Annotated in this window: 12 protein-coding genes and 1 tRNA gene; 9 read left to right on the forward strand and 4 right to left on the reverse strand. The window is 65.4% G+C overall.

The features are described from left to right. Positions 1 to 193 precede the first annotated feature (193 nt). The 3 genes from AC1DRD_RS09610 to AC1DRD_RS09620 all read left to right on the forward strand — a co-directional run bounded on the left by AC1DRD_RS09610 (position 194) and on the right by AC1DRD_RS09620 (position 3703). Positions 194 to 280, forward strand: a tRNA-Leu gene (locus AC1DRD_RS09610). A 616-nt stretch (positions 281 to 896) separates the two neighbouring features. Next, complete coding sequence (locus AC1DRD_RS09615) at positions 897 to 1718, forward strand: alpha/beta hydrolase (RefSeq protein WP_478041220.1); 822 nt, start codon at positions 897 to 899, stop codon at positions 1716 to 1718. 65 nt (positions 1719 to 1783) lie between these two features. Continuing rightward, the gene (locus AC1DRD_RS09620) at positions 1784 to 3703 is read left to right on the forward strand and encodes an NPCBM/NEW2 domain-containing protein (RefSeq protein ID WP_478041221.1); all 1920 of its coding nucleotides are present in this window, start codon (positions 1784 to 1786) and stop codon (positions 3701 to 3703) included. 207 nt (positions 3704 to 3910) lie between these two features. Here the strand turns inward: AC1DRD_RS09620 and AC1DRD_RS09625 are convergent, their stop codons facing one another. The 4 genes from AC1DRD_RS09625 to AC1DRD_RS09640 form a co-directional block, all read right to left on the reverse strand. Beyond that, positions 3911 to 5233 (reverse strand): MFS transporter, encoded by a 1323-nt coding sequence (locus AC1DRD_RS09625; protein WP_478041222.1) that lies wholly within the window; start codon positions 5231 to 5233, stop codon positions 3911 to 3913. 28 nt (positions 5234 to 5261) lie between these two features. Beyond that, entirely contained in the window at positions 5262 to 6056 is a 795-nt protein-coding gene (locus tag AC1DRD_RS09630; RefSeq protein ID WP_478041223.1) for a 2-keto-4-pentenoate hydratase, read from the reverse strand. A gap of 85 nt (positions 6057 to 6141) precedes the next feature. Beyond that, positions 6142 to 7575: a mannitol dehydrogenase family protein gene (locus tag AC1DRD_RS09635; RefSeq protein WP_478041224.1), complete on the reverse strand. Its 1434-nt coding sequence runs from the start codon at positions 7573 to 7575 to the stop codon at positions 6142 to 6144. After that, positions 7572 to 9050, reverse strand: a complete 1479-nt coding sequence (locus AC1DRD_RS09640; protein ID WP_478041225.1) for a UxaA family hydrolase — start codon at positions 9048 to 9050, stop codon at positions 7572 to 7574. Before AC1DRD_RS09640 ends, AC1DRD_RS09635 begins: the two co-directional genes overlap by 4 nt. Positions 9051 to 9159: 109 nt before the next feature. Between AC1DRD_RS09640 and AC1DRD_RS09645 the strand changes: the two genes are divergently transcribed. The 6 genes from AC1DRD_RS09645 to AC1DRD_RS09670 all read left to right on the forward strand — a co-directional run bounded on the left by AC1DRD_RS09645 (position 9160) and on the right by AC1DRD_RS09670 (position 16154). Next, on the forward strand, positions 9160 to 10194 hold the full coding sequence (locus AC1DRD_RS09645) for a LacI family DNA-binding transcriptional regulator (RefSeq protein WP_478041542.1): 1035 nt from the start codon (positions 9160 to 9162) through the stop codon (positions 10192 to 10194). An 83-nt stretch (positions 10195 to 10277) separates the two neighbouring features. Next, positions 10278 to 11720: a glucuronate isomerase gene (uxaC, locus tag AC1DRD_RS09650; protein WP_478041226.1), complete on the forward strand. Its 1443-nt coding sequence runs from the start codon at positions 10278 to 10280 to the stop codon at positions 11718 to 11720. Positions 11721 to 11738: 18 nt separating this feature from the next. Next, positions 11739 to 12581, forward strand: coding sequence for a 5-dehydro-4-deoxy-D-glucuronate isomerase (gene kduI / locus AC1DRD_RS09655; protein WP_478032781.1), 843 nt, complete (start codon positions 11739 to 11741; stop codon positions 12579 to 12581). Between the two features lie 113 nt (positions 12582 to 12694). Continuing rightward, positions 12695 to 13450 (forward strand): 2-dehydro-3-deoxy-D-gluconate 5-dehydrogenase KduD, encoded by a 756-nt coding sequence (kduD, locus tag AC1DRD_RS09660; protein WP_478041227.1) that lies wholly within the window; start codon positions 12695 to 12697, stop codon positions 13448 to 13450. A gap of 138 nt (positions 13451 to 13588) precedes the next feature. Then, positions 13589 to 14596 (forward strand): sugar kinase, encoded by a 1008-nt coding sequence (locus AC1DRD_RS09665; RefSeq protein WP_478041228.1) that lies wholly within the window; start codon positions 13589 to 13591, stop codon positions 14594 to 14596. Next, entirely contained in the window at positions 14583 to 16154 is a 1572-nt protein-coding gene (locus AC1DRD_RS09670) for a carboxylesterase/lipase family protein (RefSeq protein WP_478041229.1), read from the forward strand. The genes AC1DRD_RS09665 and AC1DRD_RS09670 overlap by 14 nt, the downstream gene beginning before the upstream one ends.

The raw sequence follows: 16154 nt of genomic DNA on the forward strand, positions 1-16154 counted from the left end.
TTGGGAGGCCGGGTGGGGGAGCGGGCCGGCACCGCGAAATGCGCCCGCGGCGCATTTCCAAATAGATTCTAAGGCGCCTGCGGATCGGGCGCCGATCGCGCCGCCCGATAAACTCCGGTTGCGTCGCACAGATCGCTTTGCTAGGGGCGCTCGCCTGCCAGCCAGCGGCCCCGTCCGATGGCATCTAACACGTGCGGCCGTGGCGGAACTGGTAGACGCGCAACGTTGAGGTCGTTGTGTCCGAAAGGACGTGGAAGTTCGAGTCTTCTCGGCCGCACCATTCTCCCTCGCAAGAGGTTGAGACTAAAGAGAAAGCCTGGCGCTCTTGGCTGGCTTGACGCTTTCGCCCAGCTGAGCATTACGTTCTCGTTCACCGATATGATTGGCTGGAAGAACTCGGCGACGGCGCGGCTGCGCTCGCGCTGCGACGCGCTATCGAGCGCCACATCGTTTGACACGCCCTCTAATTATGATAGCGCTACCTAAAATGTAGCGCGATTGTTACAAGCCGCGCGCCGCAGGCCATCGAGCGGAGAGGGTTGGAACGAATTGCGGTATCCTTCACCGGCGCGGGGATGGCCCCAGGCAGCGGAATCCAGACATTCCGGTCTGTCACGACCACCAGCAACAGCTGCCAGATCGCACAGCGCGCGTTGGATGACCGCGGGCCGGGACTCGTCGCGATGGACGAGCTTCTTTCTTGTCCCCCGGCACTCAAAAGGGATTTTCTCATGAGGCTTTCCAGACGCGATCTCGTGGCATCGTCCTTGGCGCTCGCAGGTGCATCCGCGATGGCGTCCGCGAGGGCCGACACGGGAAGCGGACTCCCCGCGACGGGATCAGGCGAGATCATCGAGCTATGGCCGCGTCCGCCCGCCGGCGCTCTGCATTCGGGTATGACCGAAATTGTCGAACAGAGCTCGTCGGACCCGGCCTATAGCAGCCGGCGTATCAAGGGCGTCTCCAGGCCTCGCGTCATCGCTTTCCCGGCGGCCCAACCGAACGGTTCGGCCATGCTGCTCATTCCCGGCGGCGGCTTCGCCTGGAACTATTTCGAGCATGAAGGCTATCGTGTCGCCGACATCCTCAATCGTGCCGGCATTACCTGTTTCGTGCTGATCTATCGCCTGGCTCAGGACGGGTGGAGCAATCCGGCGAGCGTTGGTCCAGCCGACGCTCAGCGCGCGATGCGCGTCATCCGCGCCCGCGCCACGCATTTCCATGTCGACCCCGACCAGGTCGGCGTCATGGGGTTCAGCGCGGGCGGCTTCCTGACCGCCACCCTGGCCACGCGGCATTCCGCATCATTCTACGCTCCCGTCGATGCCGCCGACCAATTGAGCGCGCGGCCCTTCCTCACGGCACCAATCTATGCGGTCCAGACGGTCGACCCGGCTTACGCTTATGACGGAGTGGCGCCGTCGCTTTTTGGTGGGTCGCCGACCACGGCACAAATTCGCGAATGGTCGCCTGATCTGAACGTCACGCCGGCGGCCACACCCGCTTTCCTGGTACATGCCGAAGACGACGGCACCGTGCCCGTGGCCAACTCCGTACGACTGCGCGACGCGATGGTCGCGTCCAAGATTACGGTGGAGACCCATTTGTTCGCCCATGGCGGTCACGGCTTCGGCGTTGGGGGGCGACCAGGCGCACCCGACGGCCTGTGGCTCCCGCTTTTCCTCAATTTCGCACGGCAACAGAAACTCTTTCCGTGAATCCGTCGCGACAATATTCGTCTAATTATCTATTATAATTACAAAAAATCGACAGTGGAGGTGTCATGAAGCGGTTTGTTCGTTGGACGTCCTTCGGCGTTCTGTCGGTATCGCTGCTGAACGGAGCAGCTTATGCTTCACCCGATCCACTGGCGCCGACCGCTCGCTGGACCGCCGTTACCACCGGACAAGCGGCAACCCCGCCAATGGGTTGGAACTCGTGGAATGCCTTTCACACAGGCGTCACCGAGGCCGGCGTCCTGGATTCCGCCAAGGTAATCGTTGACAGTGGCTTGGCCAGAAAGGGCTATCGCTACATCAACCTCGACGATGGTTGGTGGCTGAAACGGCGCGCGACGGACGGCCGCATGATGGTGCGGACCTCGACCTTTCCCTCCGCGGCCGTCGGCGGACCCGGACAGGACAGTTTCAAGCCTTTCACCGATCATCTTCACGCCATGGGCCTGAAGGCCGGCATCTATTCGGATATCGGCGCCAACACCTGTTCGCAGGCCTTCTCGCCCAATGCACCGAACCTTCCCGAGGGCAATGTCGCCGAGCGCGAGGTCGGCCTATATGGTCATATCGATCAGGATATTAAGCTCTATTTCGGCGATTGGGGCTTCGATTACATCAAGGTCGACGGCTGCGGCATCCGTGCCTTCGGCCCCGACAGCCAAGGCGTCAAATCCGGCCAATACCGCGCGCTCGGACCGTTGGTCGACATAATGGAAATTCGCCGCACCGACATTTCGGCCGTTCGCGATCTCTACCAACGGGTCGCCGACGCCCTGCATCGCACCAATCCCGATGGCGACTATGTTTTCTCGATCTGTGTTTGGGGATCGGCCGACGTCCGTACCTGGGCCAAAAACGTGGGCAATCTTTCGCGGACCAGCGATGACCTCACGCCCAGCTGGACGCGGATGCTGGCCAATTTCGACAGCACGGCCAACCGCGCGCTTTATGCGCATCCCGGTTCGTGGAATGATCCTGACATGCTCTTTGTCGGCCAGGGCGACTTCGACGAGCATCATCTGACCGAAGCGAAATCGCATTTCGCGCTGTGGTCGATGCTGTCGGCGCCACTTTTGATCGGATACGACCTGAGGCACGCGCCGCAACCGCTGATGGACATTTTCGGCAATAGCGACATCATCGCGATCGATCAGGATCGTGCGGGAAATCAGGCGGTACTGGCCTATGATAGCGATGACGTTCAAATCCTGGTCAAAGTGCTCAGCAATGGCCACAAGGCGGTGGCCGTCTTCAACCGTGGACTCGCGCCCGCCGACGTGACCTTGACGGCCGAGCACATGAAGTTCGCCGGGACCTCCCCGGTTACGCTCAGGAATCTGTGGAGCGGCGCCACGCTTCCCGCCTTTTCCGGCGAATTGAAGCTCCATCTCGACCCGCGTGAGACACTCATCTTCGATGCGGCGGGCACGCGGGCCCTGGCGGATGGCGTCTATCTGTCGGAAATGCCGGGACGGGTGAACCCAGCCGTTGATGGCGTGGTCGTCCCGCAACCGGACCCCACGATCCATCGCATGATCACTCCATGGGGTAGCACCGCCGATACCGGCGAACCGCCCGCCTATACCGGATGGGGCGGTGCGCAGGCCGATGCCACACCCTATCGTCAGGCATTACGTGTCCATGGCGCGATGTACCGAACGGGCCTGGGCGCCCTTTCCAACTCCCGGTTCGAGATCAAGGCGAATGGCGAATTCCGTAGCTTCGTCGCTGATGTCGGCGTCGATGATTCGACATTCGATACCGACGATGTCGTGACCTTCTCCGTCTATGGCGACGGGAAACTGCTGGCGACCTCAACACCGGCGCGTTTTGGCCAGGCCGTACAGACATTGCGCGCCAAGATTGCCGGCGTGAAGATCGTCGAACTGGTAGCGCGCGGCAAATCCACCAAGAACAAGATGCCGACGGTCGTCACATGGGGCAATGCGGCGATGCTCAGGAACTAGTCCGGGTAATCGGCACGAACCGGATTGGAGCGTCCGATATTGAGCGCGCCCACCTCCTCGTTGGCGGGGGAGGATATGCGTGTCGCGGCCGGTTAGGTGCTCTGGATGCGGCTTCTGACTTACGGCGCCAAATTTGGACCCAGCAACTCCCGCAACTGGTGTTGATCCAGTCCTTCTAGCGGCCGGCACGTGCCGGCCGCGACGGGGTCAGGCCGGCACGTCGACCCGCGCCAGCTTCGGGCTGAGCAGATGCACCACGCCGATCGCGATCAGATAGACGCTGCCGGCGACCGCGAAGATCAGGGTGTAACTGTGCGTCGTCTGCAGGATATAGCCGGTGAACTTCGCCATCCCCATGCCGCCGATTGCGCCGACCGTGCCGCCGATGCCGATCACCGACCCCACCGCGGCCCGCGGGAACATGTCCGACGGGATGGTGTAGAGATTGGCCGAGAATGCCTGGTGCGCCGCCGTCGCCAGCCCGACGATCCCGACCGCCAGCCACACGCTGGCGGCATATTGCGCGAAGAAGATCGGCATCACCAGGAAGGCGCAGACCAGCATGGTGAGCTTGCGTGCCGCGTTGGCGCTATAGCCGCGCTTCATCAGGGTCGAGGACGACCAGCCGCCGGCGACGCTGCCGATATCGGAGATCAAATAGATCGCGACCAGCGGCGGACCGAAGTTCTTGAGATCGAGATGATAGGTCTTGGCGAGGAAATCGGGCGTCCAGAACAGGAACAGCCACCAGATCGGATCGATCAGGAACTTGCCCAAGGCATAGGCCCAGGTTTCGCGATAGCCGAGCAGCTTGAGCCAGCCGATCTTTTGCGGCGGGTCGGCGGGGTCGCTCTCAATATAGGCAAGCTCGGCCGCCGACACGCGGGGTTGCTCGCGTGGACGGCGATAGATCGCGATCCAGGCGACCAGCCAGATCAGGCTGAACACGCCGGTCGAGATGAACGCCATCCGCCAACCGTAGGCCAGCGTGATCATGGGCACGATCAGCGGCGTGATGATCGCGCCGACATTCGATCCGGCATTGAACACACCGGTGGCGAAGGCGCGCTCCTTGGCCGGAAACCATTCGCTGACCGCCTTGAGGCCGGCGGGGAAATTGCCCGATTCACCGACGCCGAGCACGAACCGCGCGCCGTTGAATTGCATCGCCGGGGAAATCATCGTGCCGAACAGCTTGAACGGTCCGGTGATGAGGCCGCACAAGGTGTGGCCGGCGGTCCAGATCACGAACGCGATCGAGTAGCCGATCCGCGCGCCGACCATATCGACGATCTTGCCGAAGCTCAGATAACCGATCGCATAAGCGACCTGGAACCAGAAGACGATGTCGGCATAGGTGGTTTCGTTCCAGCCCAGTTCGGCTGAAATCGTCGGCTTGAGCACGCCGATCATCTGGCGATCGACATAGTTGATCGCGGTCGCCGCGAACAGCAGCCCGCAAATCACCCAGCGATAGCGGCCGACCCGCATATCCACCCGTCCGGCGTCCGGCATCCCGGTCGTCGCCATCGTCTCTCTCTCCCTCGAAAGTGACCTCTTAACGGGCCTTGATCGTGCACTCGACCGTCAACCGGTCATCGAATCTCGCCTCGACGCGGTCGCCGATGCGTACCGGGTGTACCCCAGTTACCGCGCCGGTCGATATCCATTGTCCGGCCTCCAGCGCGATACCGCGCGCGGCCATCAGTTCGAACAGGAAACGCGCCGCCCCGAATGGCCCGTCGAGCATCGTCGCGGTCGTGGCCGCGCCGGCACGCTCGCCCTCGATCCATGTTTCGACCGGCCAGGCGTCGAGGTCGATGTCGCGCCAGCCCTCGACCGCCGCGCCGACGATCAGGCCGTTATTGTTGCCAAAATCGGAAATGGTGACTGGCGCGCCGTGATCGTTGATCCCGGGAAACGGCGAACTGGCAATCTCGATCCCGACATGGACCGCATCGATCAGCGCCCGTGCGTCGTCGATCGTATAATGGTGTTTGGCCGGATCGGGCGCGGTGCCGATGCGCAGCAGGAATTCGGCCTCGGCGGCGGCGAAGCCGTCCGCGAACACCGGCATCGCGATCGGCGAACCGTCGGCGATGACGACCTGATCGATGAAGATCGGACCGGCCAGCCGGTCGACCGCGCCGATCGGCGGATTGATCCGCCCGACTTTCCATCCGGCAACCTTGCCCTCGGTCAGCGCCAGCGCGGCGTCCTGCACGGCATAGGCATCGTCGAGCTCGGCCGGCATGTCACCGGGATAATCGGGCAGGGCGTGGCCGTCGCGGCGCGCGCCGACGAACGAGCGCGCAATACGCGTGATATTGTCGACGTTATCGTCTGGCTGCACCGCCGAACCCCTCCTCGCCCTGATGGCTTTCTTCCTGGTCGACTGCGTATGGGAAACCGGTGTCAATGACAAGCCCGGCAACGTGTCAGGCGTGCATCTCGGCTGGAATTTCGCCGCGAAAGGCGGCGTTCGCGGCGGTTTTCAGCAGTGCGACCAGCTCTGCGTCGCCTTCGATCGCGGGCGGAAAGCCCAACCCCTCGTCGATCAGCCCTTCGACCACGCGAGCAGGCGTTTCGGCCAAGGCCAGCGCGGCAAGACGGTCACCCGCCGGATCGATGATTCTGCTACCCGCCCGCGCCCGCTGCATGAGAAATGCGACCCAGCCGCCCAGCGCCGCGACGACATGGCGCGGCATGCGCCCGGCCGCGCGATTGGCGAGCAAGGTATCGCCGAGCCGATACGGCAGCTTCTGCGATCCATCCTGCGCGATCTGATCGAGCCGGTGGACGATCGCCGGATTGGCGAAGCGCCGCAGCACCGCATCGGCATGGGTCTGGAGGTCCAGCCCCGGCACCGGGGGCAGCATCGGAATGATATCCTCGCGGATCATCGCATCGACGAAGCGCGCCAGCAGGGGATCGCCGATCGCCTCGGCAACGCTGACATGACCGCGCAGCAATCCGGCATAAGCAAGCGTCGAATGCGCGCCGTTGAGGATCCTGAGCTTGGCGCGCTCATAGCCGCCGACATCGGCGGTGAGGGTCGCGCCGACCGCGCCAAGATCGGGCAGCGCGCCGACATCCTCGATTACCCATTGCGCGAACGCCTCGCGCTGGACCGCGGCGCGATCCTCGACGCCCAGCGCCGCCGCGACATCGGCATAGAGCGCGTCGTCGGACGCCGGAGTGATCGAATCGACCATGGTCGACGGCACGGACACTTCGCCCGCCACCCAATCGCCCAGCGCCGGGTCGAGCCTCCCGGCGAACGCCACCAGCGCAGCATGGAGCTTGGCGCCGTTCGCGGCGAGATTGTCGCACGGCATCGGCACGAATGGCGCGATGCTGCCGGCATGCCGCGCCGCCAGCCCGGCGACGATCCAGCCGATCACGCTGGTCGGGACGGCCGGCCGCGCCAGATCGTGGACGATATCGGGATGGCCGAAATCGAGCGTTCCGTCCGCCGCCAGGCAATAGCCTTTCTCGGTCACCGTGGTGGTGACCAGCCGCGTGTCGGGCGCGGCGAGCAAGGCCAAGGTCCGCGCCGCGTCCTCCGGCCCCAGGAACTCTTTATGCGCGCCGATCACGCGCAGGCTCGACTCCAGGTCGCGAATGGCGAGCGTGTAAAGCCCGTCCTGCTCCGCCAACGCCTCGATCGTGCCGCGGCTGCGCAGCGACACCGCGGCGATTCCCCAGCGCGGATCCTGGTCGAGCAAGCGGTCGACATACGCGGCCTGGTGCGCGCGATGAAAGGCACCCGGACCGAAATGGACGATCCCCGTCGCGATCGGACCGCGCGTGCGCGGCGCGGATATCCCCATCGGCAGCCCGGCCAGGGCAGCGCGCGACAACCGGGTCACAGGGTCACTCCGCGCTTCCAGATCGCGATTTCGCGCTCGCCATTGCGCTCGGCCGCGGTCGGCTCGCCCGAGGCGATCGCGCAGAGCCGCTCGGTCAGTGCCGCCTCCATCGTCTCGAACCCTTGATCGAGCACCATGCCTGCATCGAAATCGATCCAGGCCGGCTTGCGCGCGGCGAGATCGCTGTTCGACGATATCTTGATCGTCGGCACCGGAAAGCCGAGCGGCGTGCCGCGCCCCGTCGTGAACAGGATCGCAGTCGCGCCCGCCGCCGCCAAGGCGGTCGATGACACCGCGTCATTGCCCGGCGCTTCGAGCAGGGTGAGCCCGTCTTTGGCGACGCGCTCGCCATAATGGATGACGTCGGCGATCGGCGCGCGGCCCGCTTTCTGCACCGCGCCGAGCGATTTCTCCTCGAGCGTGGTGATGCCGCCGGCGATGTTTCCGGGGGAAGGATTTTCCGACACCGGCTCGCCGTGATCGATGAAATATTGCTTGAAATCGTTGACCACGCCGACGACGCCGCCGAACACGTCCTCGTCGGCGGCGCGGTTCATCAGCATCTGCTCGGCCCCGAATATCTCCGGGATTTCGGTCACGACGACGCGCCCGCCCGACGCCGTGACGCGATCGCTCATCCGGCCGACCAGCGGGTTCGCGGTCAGCCCCGACAGGCCATCCGACCCGCCGCATTTGACCCCGAGCACCAGGTCGGCGAGCGTCGCCTCGGTCCGTTCGCATTGTGCCTGCGCAGCCAGTTCCTCCACCAAGGCGACGCCTTCCGCGACCTCGTCGCCGGCCAATTGCGTCGCCAGCGTGCGGATCGCCGGGCGGCGCCATTCGGGAATGGTCTCGACCAGCTTGGCGATCTGGTTGTTCTCACAGCCCAGGCCGAGGATCAGCACACCGCCGGCATTGGGATGGCAGGCGAGCGAGGCCAGGATCGCCCGCGTGCCATCGAGATCCTCGCCGAGCTGCGAGCAGCCGAACGGGTGCATGAAGGCGTGGACGCCATCGACTTTTCCGGCCAGCGCCGCCCCCGCCCGCGCGGCGATCCGCTCGGCGGTTCGCGCGACGCAGCCGACCGTCGGCAGCACCCAGATTTCGTTGCGCGTGCCGACCCGCCCGTCGCCGCGGCGATAGCCCTGGAACGTGGCGTCGCCGGACGCGAGATTGGCGCGCGGCGTGGGCGCATAGGCATAGGCCTGTTGTCCGGCGAGGGCCGTCGCGACATTGTCCGAATGGACATGTTCGCCCACCGCGATCGACGCGGTCGCGCGTCCGATCGGGAAGCCGTATTTGATCACCGCCTCGCCCGGTGCGATCGGCGCCAGCGCGATCTTGTGCCCGCGCGGAATCGCCGTCGCGGCGGTTACCGGCGCACCATCGGCGACCACCGCCTCACCCGCCGCCGCATCGGCCAGCAAGGTCGCCACATTGTCGCTCGGATCGATCCGAACCGCCTTTGCCGTCATCTCTCGCCTTCTGGTCTCGCTGTCTTGAGTAACCGGTGTCAGCTTTGCCCGCCCGGCCGTCCGGAAGCAAGGCTAGCCCAGTAGCGCGCGGCTCGCTATGCCTGTGACGATGGAAAAGACCGGCCAGCCGACGATCAACGATGTCGCGCGCATCGCGGGGGTGTCGAAGAAAACCGTCAGCCGCGTCATCAACCGATCCCCGCTGCTCAACGAGGATACCCGCAAGAAGGTCGAGGACGTCATCGGCCAGCTCGGCTACGTCCCCAATCCGCAGGCGCGCGCGCTGGCGCTGCGGCGCAATTTCCTGGTCGGGCTGGTCCACGACAATCCCAATGCCCAGACGGTGATGAACGTCCAGCAGGGCATGCTGGAAGCGATCCACGACAGCGAATTCGAGATGGTCGTGCGCCCGGTCGATCGCGGCTCTCCGACGATGCTCGAGGATTTGCGCCTCTTCCTCGAGCGCCAGCGACTGTTCGGCGTGCTGCTGATGCCGCCGATCAGCGAGAATGACGCGGTCGCCAAATTGTGCAGCAACCTCGGCTGCCGCTACGTTCGCATGGGCTCGGCGGAGCTCGACACGCCCGAACATATGGTCGCCTCCAACGATCGCGAGGCCGTGCGCGAGGCGACGCAATATCTGATCGCGCAGGGGCATCGCCGCATCGGGCTGATCGCGGGCCCACATGGCTTCCGCTCGGCGCACGAACGCCGGCTGGGATTCGAGGAAGCGATGCGCGACGCCGGCATCTCGCTCCCGCGCAGCATGATCGCCGAGGGCAATTATACCTTCGAATCGGGGCTGATCGCGGCCGAGCGCCTGCTCGACGTGGTGCCGCGCCCCACCGCGATCTTCTCGAGCAACGACGAAATGGCGGCGGGCGTGATCCACGCTGCATGCCAGCGCGGGTTGATAGTTCCGCGCGATTTGTCGGTGATCGGGTTCGACGACACGCCGATCGCCGCGCATATGTGGCCGCCGCTGACCACCGTGCGCTGGCCGATCGCCTCGATGGCGCGGTCCGCCGCGCTCAAGCTGATCACCGGGATCGCCGACAATGACGACGATTCGAGCGTCCCGGAACCGTCGATGTTCCTGTCGACCCTGATCCGCCGCGGGTCGGTGTCGCCACCGGTCGATTGAACGCGTCGGGAGCGGTTGAACTATTAGGTGACACCGGTTACCAGAGCCCCGCTCGACAGAAGCGGGGAGGATGGAGAAGGCTGATGGCTGGCACGCTGGAATTACACCCCGATCGTCTGTTTCCCGCCGATCCGGGCACGCGGTCGATCGCCCGCGATTTGTATGCCGCCGTCGCCGATTCGCCGATCGTCAGCCCGCACGGCCATACCGACCCGGCCTGGTTCGCGAATAACGACACATGGACCGATGCAACCACCCTGTTGCTGTCCCCCGACCATTATCTCTACCGCATGCTCTACAGCCAGGGGGTCGACCTCGACGCGCTGGCGATCCCATCGCGCGCCGGCGTCCCCGCCACCGATCCGCGCGCGGCCTGGCGGCTGTTCGCGTCGCATTACCATCTATTCCGCGGCACGCCGTCGCGGCTGTGGCTCGATCATGTCTTTTCGGTGGTGTTCGGGATCGACCGCGAACTCGACGCCTCGACCGCCGACACCTATTTCGACGCGATCGGGGAGAGACTGGCGAGCGACGCCTTCCGCCCGCGCGCGCTGTTCGACCGCTTCCGGATCGATTTTCTGGCGACGACCGAGGGTGCGCAGGACGATCTGTCGCACCATCACGCCATCCGCCGCTCGGGCTGGGGCGGGCGCGTCGTCACCACCTATCGCCCTGACGGCGTGATCGACGTCGAGCATGAGGCGTTCAAGCCGGCAATGGCGCGCTTCGCCGAATTGACCGGCGAGGATGTCTATGACTGGAAGGGTTATCTCGCCGCGCATCGCAAGCGCCGCGCCGATTTCCGTGCGGCAGGGGCGACCGCGACCGACCATGGCCATCCGACCGCGGCGACCGCCAATCTGTCGCCAAGCGAGGCCGAACGCCTGTTCCGTACGATCGTCACCGGCACCTGGACCCCGGCCGATGCCGAGCTGTTCCGCGCGCAGATGCTGACCGAGATGGCGGCGATGTCGGTCGAGGACGGGATGGTGATGCAGATCCACCCCGGCTCCTGCCGCAACCACAATGCCGGGCTGTTCGCCAGCCATGGCCGCGACAAGGGCGCCGATATCCCGACGCGGACCGATTACGTCCATGCGCTGAAACCGTTGCTCGACCGGTTCGGCAATGAGCGCGATCTGTCGATCATCCTCTTCACGCTCGACGAATCGACCTATGCCCGTGAGCTCGCGCCGCTGGCCGGCCATTATCCCTGCCTCAAGCTCGGCCCCGCCTGGTGGTTCCACGACAGTCCCGAAGGGATGCGGCGGTTCCGCGAGATGACCACCGAGACGGCGGGCTTCTACAACACCGTCGGATTCAACGACGACACCCGCGCCTTCCTGTCGATCCCGGCGCGGCACGATGTCGCGCGGCGGGTCGATTGCGCATTCCTCGCCCGACTGGTCGCCGAGCATCGCCTTCACGATTGGGAAGCGGCCGAGCTGATCCAGGAGTTGACCAGCGGCCTGGTGCGCCGTGCTTACAAGATCGACGACCCCCATTTTGCCGCCCGCGCGGCCTGATCCCCGACGGAGACCCCGATGTTCGACCGTACCTATTACGCCACCCATCCCGATATGATGGAGTGCGTCTCCAATGAGGAATTGCGCGACCGCTATCTGATCCAGGGCCTGTTTCGCGAGGGCGAGTGCGTGCTCAACTATACGCATGCCGATCGCTTCGTGATCGGCGGCGTCGCGGTGGGCGGAGCGCCGGTCAAGCTGCCCGCGCAGACCGAGCCGCCTTCGGCCGTCGGTCATCCCTTCCTCGAGCGCCGTGAACTCGCGATCGTCAATGTCGGCACGGTCGACGGCAAGGTCATTGTCGACGGTGAGGAATTCACGCTCGGCAACAAGGATTGCCTGTACGTCACGATGGGCGCGACCGACGTCGAATTCTCCGGTCAGGGCGCGCGTTTCTATCTCGCCTCGTGCCCCGCGCACAAAGCCTTCCAGACGCGCAAGCTCGGGATCGCCGACGCCAATGCGCTCGAGCGCGGCAGCCTGCAGGAATCGAACGAGCGCACGATCTTTCAGCTCGTCATCCCCGGCGTGTGCGACTCGGCGCAACTCGTCATGGGCCTGACCGTGCTCAAGCCGGGCAGCGTGTGGAACACGATGCCGCCGCACATCCATGAGCGCCGCAGCGAGATCTATTTCTATTTCGAGCTCGACAATCTCGACACCGATCGCGTCATGCACTTCATGGGCGAAGGCGAGGCGACGCGGCACATCGTGATGCAGAACGAGGAAGCGGTGATCAGCCCGCCCTGGTCGATCCATATGGGCGCGGGCACCAAGGCCTATGCCTTCATCTGGGCGATGGCCGGCGAGAACCAGGATTATACCGACATGAACGTGCTGGATATCTGCCAGCTGGCGTAACTCCCCTCCCGCTTGCGGGAGGGGTCGGGGAGGGCGTGTCCCAATTTCCCACTCCTCTCGACAGGCCCTCCCCTAACCCCTCCCGCAAGCGGGAGGGGAACTCGGAAACAGCAATGACCAACCCCTTCGACCTTTCCGGCAAAGTCGCCATCGTCACCGGCGCCAATACCGGCATCGGCCAGGCCATCGCGCTGGCACTGGCCGAGGCCGGCGCCGATATCGCCGCCGTCGGCCGTACCCCTGCTCAGGAAACGGTCGAGAAAGCGCGCGCATTGGGCCGTCGCGCCGAGATCGTCTCGGCCGATCTGTCGACGATCGAGCCTGTGCAAAGGATTGTGGACGAAACGGTGGACAAGCTCGGCGGGCTGGACATCCTGGTCAACAATGCCGGCATCATCCGCCGCGCCGACGCGGTCGATTTCACCGAGGAAGATTGGGACGCGGTGGTCGACACCAACCTCAAATCGGTGTTCTTCCTGTGCCAGGCGGCGGGCAGGCACATGATCGGGAATGGCGGCGGCAAGATCATCAACATCGCGTCGATGCTGACCTTTCAGGGCGGCATCCGTGTGCCGAGCTATACCGCATCGAAGAGCGGGATCGGCGGGCTGACCAAGTTGCTGGCCAACGAATGGGCGTCGAAAGGCGTCAACGTCAACGCGATCGCGCCGGGCTATATCGCGACCAACAATACGGCGGCACTGCAGGCCGACGAAGTGCGCAACAAGTCGATCCTCGACCGCATCCCGGCAGGGCGCTGGGGCGACGCGAGCGACCTGGGCGGGGCGGCCGTATTCCTGGCGAGCCGCGCGGCGGATTATGTCCAGGGTCATATCCTGGCGGTCGATGGCGGCTGGCTCGCGCGGTGATGGTGCTGTGACCGCGTTTCGGTGTCATCGTCACCCCGGGCTTGTCCCGGGGTCCACCGAGCCCCAAACCCTTGCGCCTGCGGCTCCGTGGATGCCGGCACAAGGCCGGCATGACGGTTGGGTTAGAGGGGCAAAGTAATGGGCAAATTCCTCGCGTTCGGCGAAATCATGCTGCGGCTCTCTCCCCCGGGCCGCGAACTCCTCCTGCAAACACCCAAGTTCGACGTCTGGGTGGCGGGCGCCGAGGCCAATGTCGCGACCGCGCTCGCCCGGCTCGGTCACGAGGTCGGCTTCGTCAGCGCCGTCCCCGCCAACGACCTTGGTGATTCCGCGATCGCCACGCTGCGCGGCCACGGCATCGACACCAGCACCGTCCAGCGCCGCGGCGACCGGATGGGGCTCTATTTCGTCACCTCGGGCGCCGGCATGCGCGCGACCGAAGTGATCTACGACCGCGCGCATTCGAGTTTCGCCGAGGCGCCCGCCGATGCCTGGGACTGGGATACGCTGCTCAAGGGCGTCGACCGTCTCCATCTGTCGGGCATCACCCCCGCGCTCGGCCCGGTGCCGGCCCAGGCCGCGATCGCCGCCGCAGAGGCCGCCGCGGCGCGCGGCATCCCGGTCTCGTTCGACGGCAATTGGCGCGGCAAGCTCTGGGAACGCTGGGACGGCAAGCCGCGCGAGATCCTGTCGCGGCTGGTGGCACAAGCCGATTTGATGTTCGGCAATCATCGCGACATCGCCTTGCTGCTCGACAAGCCGTTTTCGGGCGATGGCGAGGACCGCCGGCGCGAAGCCGCCGACGCCGCCTTCGCCGCTTTCCCCAAGCTCCAGACGATCGCCTCGACCGCACGGCACACCGAGGATGTCGATCGCCATTTGTTGTCGGCGCGGATCGATACGCGCGACGCGCATGCACAATCGGCCGAGATCACGCTGGCCGGCATCGTCGACCGGATCGGCGCGGGCGATGCCTTCGCCGCCGGCGTCCTTCATGCGCTGCGCAACGGCGGCGGCATCGACGACGCCGCGCGCACGGGCCTGGCGCTGACCGCGCTCAAACATTCGCTGCCAGGCGATGCCAGTCTGTTCCGCCAGGCCGATATCGACGCGTACCTGGCAGGGGGTCTGGATGTCCGACGCTGATGGCTGGAACCGTCGCGCTCTGATCGGCGCCGGCGCGAGCGCGGGGGCGGCAATATTGCTGTCGGGTACGGCGCGCGCAGTCGCGGCGCCTTATGTGCGCGCGCCGGCGGGCGATTTCGTCGGCGAAAGCGACCGCGGCGTCATCGCCTATCGCGGCATCCGTTACGGCGTGGCGCAACGCTTCCGCGCGCCGGTGCCTTACGCCGCGCGTGGACAGGTGCGCCAGGTCCAGAAGTTCGGGCCGGTCTGTCCGCAATCGGGCAAATATCAGCCGCAATCCGAGGATTGCCTCTACCTCAACGTCTGGACCGCCGAGCCAAATCCGGCGGCGAAGAAGCCGGTGATGCTCTATATCCATGGCGGCGCCTATTCGAACGGCAGCGTCACCGATCCGCTCAACGACGGGCACAATCTGGCGGCGCGCGGCGATGTCGTGGTGGTGACGGTCAATCACCGCCTCAACGCGTTCGGTTATCTCTATCTCGCGCGGCTCGATCCGCGCTTCGCCGACAGCGGCAATTGCGGGCAGCTCGATTTGATCCTCGCGCTCAAATGGGTGCGCGACAATATCGCGGCGTTCGGCGGCGACCCCAATCGCGTGATGCTGTTCGGCCAGTCGGGCGGCGGCGCCAAGATCGCCACGCTGACCGGCATGCCGGCCGCCAGGGGCCTGTTCCATCGCGGCGTGACGATGTCGGGGCAGCAGGTCACCGCCTCCGGCCCGCTCCACGCCACCGACCGCGCGCGCGCCTATCTGCGCAAGCTCGGGGTGAGCGAGCGCGATCTCGGCCCGTTGCTGTCGGCACCGACCGAAAAATTGGTCGAGGCGCTGTCGGCTGACGATCCAGTCCTTGGCGGCGGGATCTATTTCGGCCCGGTGCTCGACATGAAATGGCTCACGCGCCATCCCTTCTGGCCCGACGCCAATCCGCAAGGCCTGTCGATCCCGCTGATCCTGGGCAATGTCCATGACGAAGCGCGCGCGTTCATCGCGCCCGATTCGGACAAGGTGAAGGGCCTGACCTGGGGCAATATGCCCGATCGCCTCGCGCCCGAATTGCGCATCGATGCTTTGCCCGAATGGGTCGTGGCCGAATATCGCAGGCAATTCCCGACCTGGTCGCCGAGCGACGTCTTCTATGCCGCGGTCACTGCCGGACGGAGCTGGCGCGGCCAGGTGATCGAGGCGGAGGAGCGCGCCCGCGCCGGTGCCCCGGCCTGGGTCTATCAAGTGAACTTCGGCTCGCGCACCGACCCGCGCCGCGGCGCCTTCCACACGATGGACATCCCGCTGGCGTTCGGCACGCTCGACGCGGCGGGATCGCAGACCGGTACCGGGCTCGACGCGCGCGCGGCGTCCAAAGCGGTGCAGGACAGTTTCGTCGCCTTCGCCAAGACCGGCAATCCCAACCATCCCGGCCTGCCGGTCTGGCCGAAATACGACCTGGCGCGCCGTGCGACGATGGTGTTCGACGTCGACAGCCATATCGAGAACGACCCGCGCAAATGGCAGCGCGAGCTGTTCGCGCGCATTCCCTATATCCAGCCGGGCACCTGA

The organism is Sphingomonas sp. P4_G2, assembly GCF_056401155.1.

Excerpts from the sequence above, each read along its gene's own strand:
- AC1DRD_RS09645 (WP_478041542.1), top strand. The coding sequence starts at position 9,160 with ATGGAAAAGACCGGCCAGCCGACGATCAACGATGTCGCGCGCATCGCG.
- AC1DRD_RS09665 (WP_478041228.1), top strand. The coding sequence starts at position 13,589 with ATGGGCAAATTCCTCGCGTTCGGCGAAATCATGCTGCGGCTCTCTCCC.
- AC1DRD_RS09640 (WP_478041225.1), bottom strand. The coding sequence starts at position 9,050 with ATGACGGCAAAGGCGGTTCGGATCGATCCGAGCGACAATGTGGCGACC.
- kduI (WP_478032781.1), top strand. The coding sequence starts at position 11,739 with ATGTTCGACCGTACCTATTACGCCACCCATCCCGATATGATGGAGTGC.
- AC1DRD_RS09670 (WP_478041229.1), top strand. The coding sequence starts at position 14,583 with ATGTCCGACGCTGATGGCTGGAACCGTCGCGCTCTGATCGGCGCCGGC.
- AC1DRD_RS09615 (WP_478041220.1), top strand. The coding sequence starts at position 897 with ATGACCGAAATTGTCGAACAGAGCTCGTCGGACCCGGCCTATAGCAGC.
- kduD (WP_478041227.1), top strand. The coding sequence starts at position 12,695 with ATGACCAACCCCTTCGACCTTTCCGGCAAAGTCGCCATCGTCACCGGC.
- uxaC (WP_478041226.1), top strand. The coding sequence starts at position 10,278 with ATGGCTGGCACGCTGGAATTACACCCCGATCGTCTGTTTCCCGCCGAT.
- AC1DRD_RS09620 (WP_478041221.1), top strand. The coding sequence starts at position 1,784 with ATGAAGCGGTTTGTTCGTTGGACGTCCTTCGGCGTTCTGTCGGTATCG.
- AC1DRD_RS09625 (WP_478041222.1), bottom strand. The coding sequence starts at position 5,233 with ATGGCGACGACCGGGATGCCGGACGCCGGACGGGTGGATATGCGGGTC.